This is a genomic window from Pedococcus sp. 2YAF34 (assembly GCF_052114585.1).
Taxonomy (GTDB): Bacteria; Actinomycetota; Actinomycetes; order Actinomycetales; family Dermatophilaceae; genus Pedococcus.
Genome location: NZ_JBFRFA010000007.1, coordinates 14,817 through 28,749, shown reverse-complemented (window position 1 = coordinate 28,749; position 13,933 = coordinate 14,817). Strand labels below are relative to the sequence as shown.

Genomic DNA, 13,933 nt, shown 5'->3' with positions numbered 1-13,933 from the left:
GTGACCGCGAGCGCTGCCGCGCGACCCTGGGGAGCGTCGGTCCGCCGGTGGCGCCGGGGCGTCCTCGGTGCGGCGCTGCTGCTGCTCGTCTTCGTCCTCATGCTCGGGTCCGTGGCCCTGGCCCCGCGGGGCGGCACCGTGGCCGCGTGGTGGCCCGCGGCCGGGGTGAGCGCCGGCGCGGTGCTGCTGGCCCGTGGCCCCCGGCGTCGCTGGGTCATGGTCGGCGGCGTCTGGGCCGTGTGCTTCCTGGCCAACCTCATCGGGGGTCGCGCCACGGGCGCTGCCCTGGGGTACTCCGTCGCGAACACGGCCGAGTGCGCGGTGGTGGTCGTGCTCATGACCGAGCTCGGCGGCCCCGGTCGCTCGCTGCGCACCATGGCCGACTTCTCCCGGCTGCTTCTCGCCTCGGTGGCCGGTGCCCTCGTCGCGGGCGGTGTCGGCGGCCTGACGGCGGCGACGCTCACCGGCGGCGACCTGCTGCTGGCCTGGCGGGCCATCGGTGCCGCCCACCTGGCCGCCCTGCTCGTGATCCTGCCGCTGTTCCTGGCGCGGGCGGGTGCCGTGGCACGACCGCTCTGGGAGCTCGTCGTCCAGTGGGCGGCGCTGCTGGCCGTCTCCTCCGTCGTCTTCGGCCTTGCCAGCGGGCTGCCGGTCGCCTTCGTCGCCATACCCGTCCTGGTCTGGGGCGCGCTGCGCAACTCGGTGCGCACGACCGCCATCCAGCTGTTGGTGCTCGGGGTGGTCGTCAGCCTCTTCACCGCGCACGGCACCGGTCCGCTCGCCCTCACCGCCACCGGCGGCCGCGTGGACCCCGACGAGGTCTCGGGGCTGGTGCAGGTGTTCCTCGCCGTGTGCGCGTTCACGGTGCTGCCCCTGGCGCTGACCGTGCAGCAGGGCCGTGACCTGCTGGCCCGGGTCACCGACAGCGAGGAGCTGTTCCGCCAGGGCTTCGCCGACGCGATGCTGGGGATGTTCATCCTGCGCTGCGAGGACGACCACCCCCGCGCGGTGGAGCTCAACGACGTCGCCGCCCGCCTGCTGGGACGACGGCGCGAGGAGCTCCTCGGCGGTGGTGACTGGCTCGGGCACTTCCTGCAGCCAGGCCGTGAGGAGGTCCGCGAGGGGCTGCTGGCGCTCATCGCCGGCGACCGTAGGGGCTGGCGCGGTGAGGTGCAGCTGGCCGGAGAGCCCTCCCGGTGGCTCGAGCTGGTGTTCTCGCCGCTGCGCCGTGACGCCCGCGACCACATGTTCACGGTGCAGCTCGTCGACACGACCGAGCAGCACGCAGCCCGCCAGGTGCTCGAGGCGGCCCTGGTCAAGGAACGTGAGCTCGTGCGCGACCTGCACCGGCTCAACGACTCCAAGTCCACCTTCGTGTCGTCGGTCAGCCACGAGCTGAGGACGCCGGTGACCAGCGTGGTCGGCTACACCGAGATGCTCATGGACGGCATCGGTGGTGAGGTGAACGCCGACCAGCGCGACATGCTCACCCGCATACGCCGCAACGGCCAGCGCCTCATGGTGCTCATCGAGGACCTGCTCACCGCCTCCCGCCTCGAGTCGGGCGCCTCCCGCCTGGAGCTGAGCGACCTCGACCTGCGCACCTGCGCACAGGAGGCGGTCGACGGCCTGCACCCCCTGCTGCGCGACCGTGACCTGTCGGTCGAGCTCGTGCTGGACGCCGAGCCGCTCATGGTGCTCGCCGATGCCGCGCAGGTGGAGCGGCTCCTGGCCAACCTGCTCAGCAACGCCGTGAAGTTCACGCCCGACGGTGGGTCGGTGACCGTGACGGCCGGGCGCGCGGGCCGGCTGGCGACCCTTGCCGTCGCCGACACCGGCATGGGGGTACCCGAGGACGAGCAGGACCAGCTCTTCAGCCGCTTCTTCCGCTCCTCGACGGCCCAGCGCCGTGCGATCCCCGGCACCGGCATCGGGCTGTCCATCGTGCGGGCGATCGCGAGCCAGCACGGCGGGTCCGTTTCAGCGGTGTCCAAGGAGGGCATCGGGTCCACGTTCACGCTGTCGATGCCGCTGCAGGGCGCGGTGACCCCGATCCCGCCCGCCCTGCTGCCGTTGGCGGCGGACCTCGGCCACCGTCCCGAGTCGCCCGGCCGCGACGGACACCTCGATGAAGGAGAGCAGTGAAAGCACACTTCCGGCTCGACACACACCCGGTCGCGGATGCGGCGAACGTCGTCGAGGGCGACCACTACCGGATCACGGTCCTCGACCCCGGGCTGGTGCGGCTGGAGTACAGCCCCACGGGTGAGTTCGAGGACCGTGCCTCGCAGATGGCCCTCAACCGCGCCTTCCCACCGTGCGACTTCACGCTGACCCGCGGCGACGGTCCCGAGGGGCAGCTGGAGATCAGCACCGACCGGCTGCACCTGACGTACGACTGCGGCGAGTTCACCACCCACGGACTGTCGGTGCGCGCCAAGGGCGGCTTCCACTCCAACGACAGCGTCTGGCGCTACGGCGTCGACAGCCCCAACCTCGGGGGCACGGCCCGCACCCTCGACGACGTCGACGGCGCCATCGAGCTGGAGGGCGGCGTGCTCGCCTACGACGGCGTCGCCATGGTGGACGACTCCTCGACGGTCCTGCTCACCGACGAGGGCTGGATCGCCTCGCGCCGCAACGGAAACCTCGACCTGTACGTCTTCGCCTTCGGCCGTGACTTCACGCGCGCGCTCGAGGTGCTCTACACCCTCACGGGCCCGGCGCCGGTCCTGCCGAGCTACGCCCTGGGCAACTGGTGGAGCCGCTACCACCCGTACTCCGCCGACGAGTACCTCGCGCTGATGGACCGGTTCCGCGACGAGCACGTGCCCCTGTCCGTCGCCGTCATCGACATGGACTGGCACCTCGTCGACATCGACCCGCGGTACGGCAGCGGCTGGACGGGCTACACCTGGAACACCGACCTCTTCCCGGACCCGCAGGCGTTCCTCGACGGACTGCACGGGCGTGGCCTGGCGACGTCGCTCAACGTGCACCCGGCCGAGGGCGTCCACGCCCACGAGAAGGCCTACCGGGCCATGGCCGAGCGCGTCGGCGTCGACCCGGAGTCCGAGGTGGCGGTGGCATTCGACCCCACCGACCCCGACTTCCTCGAGGCCTACTTCGAGGAGCTGCACCACCCGCTGGAGCGCGAGGGCGTCGACTTCTGGTGGCTCGACTGGCAGCAGGGCGGCGTCACCCGGGTGCCGGGTCTGGACCCGCTGTGGCTGCTCAACCACTTCCACTACCTCGACTCCGGCCGCGACGGCCGGCGCCCGCTGACCTTCTCGCGCTACGCCGGCATCGGCAGCCACCGTTACCCGATCGGGTTCTCCGGCGACACCGTCATCTCGTGGGAGTCCCTCGACTTCCAACCCCGTTTCACCGCAACGGCATCCAACGCCGGGTACGGCTGGTGGAGCCACGACATCGGCGGGCACTTCAAGGGCTACAAGGACGACGAGCTCGCGACCCGGTGGGTGCAGCTCGGCGTCTTCTCCCCGGTCAACCGCCTCCACTCGGGACTGAACCCGTTCAACACCAAGGAGCCCTGGCGCTTCGGGGCGCGGGCGCGCGAGGTGATGTCGGAGTTCCTGCGGCTGCGCCACCAGCTGCTGCCCTACCTCGCCACCATGAACGTCCGGGCGCACGAGGGCCGCCCGGTCGTCGAGCCCATGTACTACTCCCACCCCGACGAGCCGGCTGCCTACAGCGTGCCCAACCAGTTCATGTTCGGCACCGAGCTGCTCGTCGCCCCCATCACCACGCCCGCCGACCGGGAGACCGGGCTCGCCCGGGTCAAGGCCTGGCTGCCCGAGGGGGAGTGGGTCGACGTGTTCACCGGCACCACGTACCGCGGTGGTCGCTCACTGCACCTGTACCGCGACCTCGGCTCGATCCCGGTGCTCGCGCGGGCCGGTGCCGTGGTGCCGATGGTCCCGGCCGACGCCGTGACCTTCGGCACCGACCTGCCCTCGCGGGTCGAGGTCCGCGTGCACGCCGGTGCCGACGGCGCGTTCACCCTCGTCGAGGACCGCGACGACTCACGCTGGGCCCGCACCCACCTGTCATGGGACGACGCCGCGGGCAGCCTCACGGTGCACGACGTCGAGGGAGACGCCTCGACCCTGCCTGTCGACCGCAGCTACGAGACCGTCGTCGTGGGTGGCGAGCAGGACGCCCTGGCAAGGGTCTTCGACGTCCTGGACCGCGCGCAGACGGGGTTCGAGCTCAAGGCCGCGGCGTACGACGCGGTCCGCACCAGCGCCACGCCCGCGGACGCCCTGGTCGCGCTGCAGGCGCTCGAGGTCTCACCGTTCCTGCTCGGCGCCGTGTCGGAGCTGCTGATGGCCCGCTGAACGCGGCGCGAGGGCAGCCCGGTCCGGGGTGAGGTGAGCGCGGCGTCAGCCGAACAGGGTCCCGTCGCTGATCGCCTCGGCGTCCGCGCGCAGGTCGGCGTCGCGGACGGTGAAGCCGTCGCCCACCCGGGCGCGCAGGCGGCGTACGAGCTCGTCGTGGACCGCCCCGACAGGCTGGCCCGCGAGCTCGTCGCGGACCTCGCGCAACGTGGCCCGCAGCACTGCGTTGGCCGCGTCGAGCCGGGCGACGTCCTCGTCGTCGATCATCATGCCCACGGTCCCCGGGGCGAACTCGAACCGCGTCACGGGGCAAGCCTGCCGTGTCAGACCCAGCTGGGGAACCACATCCGCAGCGACCACTGGTCCTGCGGGATGACCTGGGCGGTGTAGATCGGCCAGAAGAACGCGAAGATCGCCAGGGTGAGCAGGCAGTAGGCGCCCACGACGTAGAGGCCGACCTCGCGCCGGCGCCGCGACGCGGTGCGGGTGCCGAGCGCCAGGCCGAGCACGAACACCACGGCCAGCACGACCCACGGCTCGAACGCGACCGTGTAGAAGGAGTAGATGGTCCGCTCCTCGAGGTCGAACCAGGGCAGGTAGCCGCCGACCAGGCCCATGAGGACGGCCCCGGCGCGCCAGTCGCGGCGGAAGAGCAGGTAGTAGAGGAGCACGATGATCGCGGCTGCGCCCAGCCACCAGATGGAGACGGTGCCGATCGAGGTGATCGCCTTGGAGCACTGCGCGACGGTGCAGCCGTCCTCACCGCGCTTGGGCCCCTCGTAGAAGAACGACGTCGGCCGGCCCTGGACGACCCACGACCACGGGTTGGTGCGGTAGGGGTGGTCGTCGTTGAGCGTGATGTGGAACTTCAGGATCTCCTGGTGGTAGTGCCACAGCGAGCGCACCGCATCGGGGACCCAGGGCGCCTCCTTCGAGGGGTGGACCGCGCCCCACTGCCGGTCGTACCCGAGGGGGGAGCGGAACCACCCGACCCACGACACGAGGTAGGTGACGAGGGTGGCGCCGACCATGACGAGCGCGGCCCACAGGCCGTCGCGGACGACCATGCCGGAGAACCGCCGACCCACCCCGACGGCCCGACGGGCGCCGAGGTCCCACCAGACGGTCATGAGCCCGAACGCCACGAGGAAGAACAGCCCCGACCACTTGGTGCCGGTGGCGAGGCCGAGGCAGATGCCTGCGACCCAGCGCCACGGACGCCAGCCCAGCCACGGCCCGAGCCCCGTCGCGAGCTGGCGCGGCGTCATGGCGGCGGCCTTCTCGGCGAGGATCGCCCGGGTGCGGTCACGGTCGATGAGGAGCGCGCAGAAGGCCGCGAGCGCCCAGAACATGACGATGAGGTCGAGCAGCCCGGTGCGCGACTGGACGAAGTGGTGCCCCTCGAACGCGAGCAGGAACGCCGCCAGCGTGCCGAGCAACGACGACCCGAAGAGGCGACGCGCGGCGCGCCCGACCATGAGGATCGACAAGGTGCCGAGGACGCAGACCGAGAAGCGCCAGCCCCACGACGAGGTCGTGCCGAAGAGGTGCTCCCCGACCGCGATGATCCACTTGCCGACGGGTGGGTGGACCACGAGGTCGCCCTCGGTGCCGAAGACGTCGGGCGTGCCACGGGTGAACAGCTCGTCCGGCTTCTTGAGCGAGTCGGGGACCCGCATCTCCACGCCGTACTCGAGCATCGAGACGCCCTGCTTGACGTAGTAGGTCTCGTCGAACACCAGCTGGTGCGGGCGGCCCAGGGACCAGAAACGCATGAGGCCACCGACCACGGCGAAGAACAGGGGGCCGAGCCAGCCCCAGAGCGTGTCGGTGGGCCGGAACCCGAGCAGGCGTGATCGCAGCTCGTCCGTCCGGGTCATGCGCGACATCGTATGCACAGCAGGCCTGACAGGATGACCGACGTGACACCACAGCCAGAGGCAGGCGTCCTCGTCCTCGCGGCGACCCCGATCGGTGACCCCCGGGACGCCGCCCCGCGGCTGGCGGCCGAGCTCGGGTCCGCCGACGTCGTCGCGGCCGAGGACACCCGCCGCCTGCGGCGCCTGTGCGCCGAGCTCGGCGTGACGCCGGGTGGCGCGGTGCTCAGCTACCACGAGCACAACGAGGCCTCCCGGACGCCGGAGCTCGTCGAGCGCCTGCGCGCCGGCGAGCGGGTGGTCGTCGTGACCGATGCCGGCATGCCGTCGGTGTCGGACCCCGGGTACCGCCTGGTCGACGCCGCGGTGGCCGCCGGCATCCGGGTGACCTGCGTCCCCGGACCCAGTGCGGTGCTGATGGCGCTCGCGGTGTCGGGGCTCCCCGTCGACCGCTTCTGCTTCGAGGGCTTCCTGCCGCGCAAGGCCGGTGAGCGCGGGCGCGTGCTGGCGGCCCTGGCCGACGAGCGCCGGACGATGGTGTTCTTCGAGGCGCCGCACCGCATCGAGGCGAGCCTGCAGGCGATGGCGGAGGCCTGGGGCGGCGACCGGCGCGCGGCCGTGTGCCGCGAGCTCACCAAGACCTACGAGGAGGTCCGCCGCGGCGGCCTCGCCGAGCTCGCTGCCTGGGCCGCCGACGGGGTGCGCGGTGAGATCACGGTCGTCGTGGCCGGCGCGATCCCGAGGGTGACCTCGGTGGACGAGGCGCTGCCCTCGATACGGGAGCGCGTCGAGGCGGGGGAGCGGCTCAAGGACGTGTGCGCCGACGTCGCCGCCGCGACGGGACTGTCCAAGAAGACCCTCTACGACGCCTACGTCCAACTGGGGTGATTCGGGCGTATCGTGCCCGGCACGGGGGCGCGGAAGGGGTGCCTCCCATCTCACGGAGGTCACCCATGTCCCGTCCGCCACGTCGCGCCCTCGCGGCCGTCGTCCCGCTCGCCGTCGCCCTCGGGCTCGCCGGCTGTGGTTCCGAGAAGGAGCCGGCCGCAGCGAGCGGTTCCTCGAAGTCGTCGTCGTCGAGCAGCACCACCACCGAGGCCAAGCCGCCCTCGGCCTCCGAGCTCTACGCGCAGGCCCGCAAGACCGCCCTCGCCTCCGAGAGCGGCCACATCTCGGGCGAGTTCACCGATGCCGGTGACACCCTGTCGATCGACCTCGCCGGCACCGTCGACGGCAGCAACCAGAGCCTCGAGCTGGGCCAGGGCGCCGACTCCAAGATCACGATCCTCACCGTCGGCGGCAAGAACTACCTGTCGGCCACCGAGGACTTCTGGGCCCAACAGGTGGGTGCGACCCGGGCGAAGACCCTGCGGGACAAGTACGTGAACCTGCCTGCCGCGCAGGCGAAGGAGTTCGGCGACCTGACGATCAAGGGCATGCTCACGGACATGTTCGACGACAAGGAGCTGAGCGTCCTCGAGGGCGCCAACACCCGGGTCTCCAAGACCACCGTCGACGGCGCCGACGCCTGGAAGCTCACCGAGCGGACCGGTGGCGACGGGGCGGCGCTGCTCGTCTCGGCCGACGGCAAGGCGACGCTGCTGCGCATCGAGGGGCCGAAGGACAGCCCGGGCAAGCTCGACTTCAGCGAGTGGGACAAGGTCCCGGCCGTCACGGCTCCGGCGCCCAGCAAGGTCATCGACCTGCCGAAGAAGTAGGCAGCCTCACTGCCGGGATCGCGCCGGCCCGGCCGCGGCGCGCCCTCCTCAGGACAGGAACGACAGGTGGTCCTTGAGGAGGGCGTAGCCGACGAACGCCACGACGTCGAGCACGGTGTGCGCGACCACGAGCGGTCCGACCCGCTTGGTCCGGGTGTAGACCCACCCGAAGAACAGCCCCATGACGATGTTGCCGACGAAGCCGCCGAAGCCCTGGTACAGGTGGTACGAGCCGCGGATCAGGGCAGAGGTCACCACCACTGCCGGCAGCGACCAGCCGGCCTGGCGCCACCGGGTGAAGAGGTAGCCGATCATGACCACCTCCTCCAGGACGGCGTTCTGGACGGCGGCCAGGACGAGCACGGGCACCGTCCACCAGTGGTCGGTCAGGTTCGCCGCCGCGACGGTGGTGTTCGCACCCAAGGCCTTGGCCGCGGCGTACAGCCCGAGCCCGGGCAGGCCCACGGCGGCGGCGAGGGCCAGGCCGCGGAGCAGGTCCTGACCGGGCCGGCGCAGGTCGGCCCCGATCGCGTGGTGTGCGTCGGGGCGCTCGCGCCGCAGGAGGTGCAGGGCGAGGGCGACCGGCACGAGCGGCAGGACGATCCGCGCCAGCTGGTAGGCGAGGTCGAGCCAGGGCCGGTCGGGCGTGACCGACGAGTTCATCGTCGTCGTCTGCTGGTTGAGGGCCACCTGCTGGGTGAGCTTGTCGACGAGCTGGAGCACCGAGTAGATGGCGGAGGCGCCCAGGCTGACACCGAGGACCAGGACCGTCTCGGTGACCAGGCTGCGGCGTGACAGCGGGGTGGAGACGGTCATGGGGCCAGTCTCTCCGCTGACGCTGGACGGTTCATGCGAGGGCGGGCCTTCGGTCGCGGACGGGTCAGGCATGGGCGGCCCGTCGGTCGCGGACGGGTCAGGCAAGGGCGGCCCTTCGGTCGCGCCGCCGCCGCCAGCGGCGGACCTTCAGCCACAGCCAGATGAGCAGCCACGCGAGGGCCACGAGCAGGAGCACCACGAGCACCGGGACGAACACGGCCACGAGGCTGAGCCCGACCGACGCCCCGTCCTCGACTGTCGAGGCGACCGGCGCCCCGAACCCGAGCGTGCCGGCGTTGATCGCCGGCCGGGCGACGGTCTTGCCGGTGTGGACGAGGCCGGACACCAGGACGCCGAGGACGACGCCGACCCACGGGTGCGTGGTCATCCAGGTCGATCGGTCGAGGTCCTCAGCGGCCGACGTGGCGGCGAACACCAGTCCGCCCGACGTGGGCCGGATGAAGGTCTGCACAGCGTCGTTGACCGTGTCGACAGCGGGGATCTTGTCGAGGACCACCTCGGCGAGCAACAGGACCACGCCGATGCCGATGGCCCACCACGACTCGACCCAGGCGTAGGACTGCGGCAGCGTGATGACGTCGCTGAAGCGGGCGATGAGGGCGACGAGCAGGAAGGGGATGTAGGCGTTGAGCCCCGCGGCCGCGGACAGCCCCATGCCGGTCAGTGCGGCGATCATCGGCCACCTCCTGTGGACGGGCGGGTGCGCCCGTGGGGACATGTCTACTCGACCCGGCGTGGTGCCGCGCGCGAGGAGGCGCGCGGGTCGGGTGGGCCCTGGATACCGGGCGAGTGGCCGAAAGTTGGCGGCGCGGGCGGAGGGGAGGGGCTGGATACCGGGCGAGTGGCCGAAAGTTGGGGGCGGGGGGCGGAAGGGGAGGGGCTGGATACCGGGCGAGTGGCCGAAAGTTGGGGCGCTGGCGGAGGGGAGGGGCTGGATACCGGGCGAGTGGCCGAAAGTTGGGGGCGGGGGGCGGAAGGGGGGTGGGCGCTCAGCGTTCGTCGCGACCGGGGAAGTGGCGCCGCCACTGCGGGTCCAGCCGGCGCGGCACCCGTATGCCGTGCGTGCGCATGGCCGCCGCCACGCGAGCCAGCACGCCGGCCGGGTCGCCGTACAGCTGCGAGGCCAACACCACGACGAAGCTCCAGCCCTCCGACTCCAGGTCCTCGCGACGCAGCAGGTCGCTCTCCCACTGCCCCTGCCGCTCGATGTGGTGGCGGCCGTCGAACTCGATGCCCAGCCGCTGGTCCGGGAACGACAGGTCGATGCGGTACCGCACGCGCCCGTCCTGGTCCGCGACGTCGATGTTGACGACCGGCTCGGGCAACCCCGCGAGCACCAGAAGCATGCGCAGCCGTGACTCCATCGGCGAGTCGACGCGGTCACGGACGAATGCCGCCGCCCGCCGCACCAGCGTCCGGTGCGTGCCGTCCCACGTCGCGGCGGCATCGACGAGGCGTTGGGGAGTGGTCGCGCCCGCACGGACGAGCGAGTCGCCGAGGACCACGAGGTCGACGAGGTCGCACCACCGGCCGAGGTCGAGGAACGTCCGTTCCGCAGACGTCATCGGCAGCCCCCGCCGGGTCACGGGCACCGGCATGCGCACGACTCGGTGCGGGCGTATGCCGGCCACCTTGGGGCGGTGGACCCTGGGCACGGTGAGGTGGACGTCGGAGGAGTCCGGCGGCACCCCGCCCCAGAGCCGAGCCGCCGTGTGGTGCGTGACGACGGCGGTCGGGGGCGAGATGGTCAGCGCTGCCAGCGCCCTCATCACCAGGGTCGGGGCGACATCGGCGGAGAGGTGGACGCCCCAGAAGACCTGGTGGTACGCGGAGCTGGCGAGCGCGGCGTCGTCGATGCCCGCCCGAAGCGCCTCGGCGCGAGTGAACGGGAGCCGCGGGTCGAGGGTGCGGAGGGGAAGCTTGCGACGAGGCACCGTCCCACGGTCCCCGATGACGAGGCGGCGCGGTTCGTGTTGTCCACAGGCTTCCGCGGCGTTGCCCCGCCCAGCTCTCGGGCGAGTGGTCCAAAGTTGGGGCGCGCGGGCGCCGGGCGGGCTGGATACCGGGCGAGTGGCCGAAAGTTCGGGGTGCGCGGGCGCCGGGCGGGCTGGATACCGGGCGAGTGGCCGAAAGTTCGGGGTGCGCGGGCGTCGGGCGGGCTGGATACCGGGCGAGTGGCCGAAAGTCGGGGAGGCCACGTGGCGCAGGTGAGGGGGACGGTCGCGGGGAGGGGAGGGGAGAGGGGTGGTGGGTTGGTGCGGGCGGAAGTTCGGGGCGTGGGTGGTCCCCCTAGGATTCGGGGGTGAGCAAAGTCCTGTCTGCCGTCGCCTGGCCGTACGCCAACGGCCCCCGGCACCTCGGCCACGTGGCCGGGTTCGCCGTGCCCTCCGACGTGTTCAGCCGTTACATGCGGATGGCCGGCCACGACGTGCTCATGGTCAGCGGGTCCGATGAGCACGGCACACCGATCCTTGTCCTCGCCGACCAGCAGGGCGTGACCGCGCGCGAGCTCGTCGACAAGAACCACGCGATCATCGCCCACGAGCTCGCCGACCTCGGCTGCTCCTACGACCTCTACACCCGCACCACGACGGACAACCACTACTCGGTGGCGCAGGAGCTGTTCACCCAGGTCTGGAAGAACGGCTACATGGTCGAGCAGACCACCCGCGGCGCGATCTCGCCGTCGACGGGCCGCACGCTGCCCGACCGCTACATCGAGGGCACCTGCCCGATCTGCTCCTACCCCGAGGCCCGCGGCGACCAGTGCGACAACTGCGGCAACCAGCTCGACCCCACCGAGCTCATCAACCCGCGGTCGAAGGTCAACGGCGAGACGCCGGAGTTCATCGAGACGCAGCACTTCTTCCTCGACCTGCCCGCGCTCGCCGACGCCCTGCGCGAGTGGCTCGAGGACCGCGAGGCGAGCGGCACGTGGCGCCCCAACGTCATCAAGTTCAGCCTCAACATCCTCGACGACATCCGCCCGCGCGCCATGACCCGCGACATCGACTGGGGCATCCCGGTGCCGCTCGACGGCTGGCGCGACCAGCCCACCAAGCGGCTCTACGTCTGGTTCGACGCGGTCGTCGGTTACCTGTCGGCCTCGGTCGAGTGGGCTCGCCGCCTCGGGGAGCCGGAGCGCTGGCGCGAGTGGTGGAACGACCCCGAGGCCGTGTCCTACTACTTCATGGGCAAGGACAACATCACCTTCCACTCCCAGATCTGGCCGGCCGAGCTGCTCGGGTATGCCGGGCGCGGCGACAAGGGCGGTGAGCCCGGCACGTTCGGTGAGCTCAACCTGCCGACCGAGGTGGTGTCGAGCGAGTACCTCACCATGGAGGGCAAGCAGTTCTCGACCTCCCGGGGCTACGTCATCTACATCCGCGACGTGCTCGAGCGCTACGGCCCCGACGCCATCCGGTACTTCATCTGCGCGGCCGGCCCGGAGAACGCCGACGCCAACTTCACGTGGGCGGAGTTCGTGCAGCGCAACAACTCCGAGCTGGTCGCGGGCTGGGGCAACCTCGTCAACCGCACCGCAGCCATGGTGGCCAAGAACTTCGGGGAGGTCCCGGCGCCCGGGGACCTCGAGCCGGTCGACGAGGCCGTCCGCGCCAAGGTGCTGGCCGCGTTCGACACCGTGGGTGGGCTGCTGGCCCGGCAGCGGGTCAAGGCGGCGGTGGCCGAGGCCATGCGCACCGTCGGCGAGGTCAACAAGTACGTCACCGACACCGAGCCGTTCAAGCTCAAGGGCGACGAACAGCGCGAGCGTCTGGCCACGGTCCTGCACACGCTGGTGCAGTGCGTGAGCGACCTCAACACCATCCTCAGCCCGTTCCTGCCGCACTCGGCCAACGCCGTGCACGCGGCCCTCGGTGGCAGCGGCGAGTTCATGCCGATGCCCGTGGTGCAGCAGGTGTCCGGGCTCGACGACGACGCCGACCGCACCTACCCGGTGGTCACGGGGGAGTACACCGCGACACCGTCGTGGGCGTCTCGACCGGTGGACGTCGGCGCGACGGTGGTCAAGCCCACACCGATCTTCACCAAGCTGGACGAGTCGGTCGTCGAGGAAGAGCTCGCGCGGCTCGAGCAGAGCTGAGGCGCGGCCGCTGATGGCACCCCACGACAACCCCAGCCGATCCGGCCACGGGCGGGTGCCGACGGCCCCGGACCCGCTGCCGATCCCGGTCGTGGACAACCACACCCACCTCGACATCGCCCGCGACGGCGAACCGGCGCCGGACGTGGCGGCGGCCGTCGCCCAGGCAGCGGCTGTCGGGGTCGACCGGATGGTGCAGATCGGCTGCGACCTGCCTGGCGCGAGGTTCACCGTCGAGGTCGTCGACCAGCACCCGGCGATGCTCGGCGGTGTGGCCCTGCACCCCAACGAGGCGCCACGGCTGGCGGCGACCGGCGAGCTCGCCGACGCCTACGCGGAGATCGAGTCGCTGGCGGCCCACCCGCGGGTGCGGGTCATCGGTGAGACGGGACTCGACTACTACCGGACGGGCCCCGATGGCGTTGCCGCACAACAGGACTCGTTCCGCTGGCACATCGATCTCGCCAAGCGCACCGGCAAGGCGCTGCAGATCCACGACCGTGACGCCCACGACGACGTGCTGCGGATCCTCGAGGAGGAGGGTGCGCCCGAGAAGACGGTGCTGCACTGCTTCTCCGGCGACATGGCGATGGCGCGGACGTGCGCCGAGCGGGGCTACTTCCTGTCCTTCGCCGGCACCGTGACCTTCAAGAACGCCAACGGCCTGCGCGACGCCCTGGCGGTCACGCCGCTCGACCGCCTCCTTGTCGAGACCGACGCGCCGTACCTCACCCCCGTCCCGTGGCGGGGCGCGACCAACGCGCCGTACCTCGTGCCCCTCACCGTGCGCGGGATGGCGGGCGTCCTCGGCGTGGCCGTGCCGACGCTCTGCCAGGCCCTCAGCGACAACTCCGAGAGCGTGTACGGCCCCTGGTGAGAGGCCCTCGGGGCCCAGCGTCGGGAATGGCCTCCGGGGTGGCGTCGGGAGTGGCGTCGGCACTGACGTGACGGCGCATTACTCCTGTGGTGGATGTGGCGCGGGCAGTTGGGCAAAGCCTGAAGGTTCCGTTATCGAAATTTGACCTTTCGGCGAAC

11 protein-coding genes are annotated in these 13,933 nt (G+C 71.7%); 6 read left to right on the top strand and 5 right to left on the bottom strand.

Going from position 1 to position 13,933, the window contains the following annotated elements; all coding sequences use genetic code 11:
* A complete protein-coding gene (locus AB4Z02_RS05695) occupies nucleotides 1-2,145 on the top strand; it encodes an ATP-binding protein (protein WP_441969963.1) in 2,145 nt (714 codons plus the stop codon).
* Nucleotides 2,142-4,361 carry a TIM-barrel domain-containing protein gene (locus AB4Z02_RS05690; protein WP_441969962.1) on the top strand — a complete coding sequence of 740 codons (2,220 nt, stop codon included), beginning with the start codon at nucleotides 2,142-2,144 and terminating at the stop codon, nucleotides 4,359-4,361. The genes AB4Z02_RS05695 and AB4Z02_RS05690 overlap by 4 nt, the downstream gene beginning before the upstream one ends.
* Nucleotides 4,362-4,406: 45 nt before the next feature.
* On the opposite strand, the gene AB4Z02_RS05685 is transcribed toward AB4Z02_RS05690, so the two are convergent.
* Nucleotides 4,407-4,667, bottom strand: coding sequence for a hypothetical protein (locus AB4Z02_RS05685; protein WP_441969961.1), 261 nt, complete (start codon nucleotides 4,665-4,667; stop codon nucleotides 4,407-4,409).
* Between the two features lie 17 nt (nucleotides 4,668-4,684).
* Nucleotides 4,685-6,241 carry a dolichyl-phosphate-mannose--protein mannosyltransferase gene (locus AB4Z02_RS05680; protein ID WP_441969960.1) on the bottom strand — a complete coding sequence of 519 codons (1,557 nt, stop codon included), beginning with the start codon at nucleotides 6,239-6,241 and terminating at the stop codon, nucleotides 4,685-4,687.
* 42 nt (nucleotides 6,242-6,283) lie between these two features.
* Between AB4Z02_RS05680 and rsmI the strand changes: the two genes are divergently transcribed.
* Together rsmI and AB4Z02_RS05670 are read left to right on the top strand one after the other, a co-directional pair.
* A complete protein-coding gene (gene rsmI, locus AB4Z02_RS05675; RefSeq protein ID WP_441969959.1) occupies nucleotides 6,284-7,126 on the top strand; it encodes a 16S rRNA (cytidine(1402)-2'-O)-methyltransferase in 843 nt (280 codons plus the stop codon).
* 65 nt (nucleotides 7,127-7,191) lie between these two features.
* Nucleotides 7,192-7,956, top strand: coding sequence for a hypothetical protein (locus AB4Z02_RS05670; protein ID WP_441969958.1), 765 nt, complete (start codon nucleotides 7,192-7,194; stop codon nucleotides 7,954-7,956).
* A 48-nt stretch (nucleotides 7,957-8,004) separates the two neighbouring features.
* Here AB4Z02_RS05670 and AB4Z02_RS05665 read toward each other — a convergent pair whose 3' ends face one another.
* From AB4Z02_RS05665 to AB4Z02_RS05655, 3 genes are all read right to left on the bottom strand, one after another.
* Nucleotides 8,005-8,772: a CPBP family intramembrane glutamic endopeptidase gene (locus tag AB4Z02_RS05665; RefSeq protein WP_441969957.1), complete on the bottom strand. Its 768-nt coding sequence runs from the start codon at nucleotides 8,770-8,772 to the stop codon at nucleotides 8,005-8,007.
* Nucleotides 8,773-8,869: 97 nt separating this feature from the next.
* Nucleotides 8,870-9,469, bottom strand: coding sequence for a DUF4126 domain-containing protein (locus tag AB4Z02_RS05660; protein WP_056881874.1), 600 nt, complete (start codon nucleotides 9,467-9,469; stop codon nucleotides 8,870-8,872).
* Between the two features lie 313 nt (nucleotides 9,470-9,782).
* Nucleotides 9,783-10,727 carry a hypothetical protein gene (locus AB4Z02_RS05655; RefSeq protein ID WP_441969956.1) on the bottom strand — a complete coding sequence of 315 codons (945 nt, stop codon included), beginning with the start codon at nucleotides 10,725-10,727 and terminating at the stop codon, nucleotides 9,783-9,785.
* Between the two features lie 368 nt (nucleotides 10,728-11,095).
* Between AB4Z02_RS05655 and metG the strand changes: the two genes are divergently transcribed.
* Both metG and AB4Z02_RS05645 read left to right on the top strand, forming a co-directional pair.
* Nucleotides 11,096-12,898, top strand: a complete 1,803-nt coding sequence (metG, locus tag AB4Z02_RS05650) for a methionine--tRNA ligase (protein ID WP_056881872.1) — start codon at nucleotides 11,096-11,098, stop codon at nucleotides 12,896-12,898.
* A gap of 13 nt (nucleotides 12,899-12,911) precedes the next feature.
* A complete protein-coding gene (locus tag AB4Z02_RS05645) occupies nucleotides 12,912-13,775 on the top strand; it encodes a TatD family hydrolase (RefSeq protein ID WP_441969955.1) in 864 nt (287 codons plus the stop codon).
* Nucleotides 13,776-13,933 lie beyond the last annotated feature (158 nt).

Bases quoted from the DNA above. Each gene is read 5' to 3' on its own strand.
- AB4Z02_RS05680 (WP_441969960.1), bottom strand. From the start codon at position 6,241: ATGACCCGGACGGACGAGCTGCGATCACGCCTGCTCGGGTTCCGGCCC.
- AB4Z02_RS05670 (WP_441969958.1), top strand. From the start codon at position 7,192: ATGTCCCGTCCGCCACGTCGCGCCCTCGCGGCCGTCGTCCCGCTCGCC.
- AB4Z02_RS05665 (WP_441969957.1), bottom strand. From the start codon at position 8,772: ATGACCGTCTCCACCCCGCTGTCACGCCGCAGCCTGGTCACCGAGACG.
- AB4Z02_RS05660 (WP_056881874.1), bottom strand. From the start codon at position 9,469: ATGATCGCCGCACTGACCGGCATGGGGCTGTCCGCGGCCGCGGGGCTC.
- AB4Z02_RS05645 (WP_441969955.1), top strand. From the start codon at position 12,912: ATGGCACCCCACGACAACCCCAGCCGATCCGGCCACGGGCGGGTGCCG.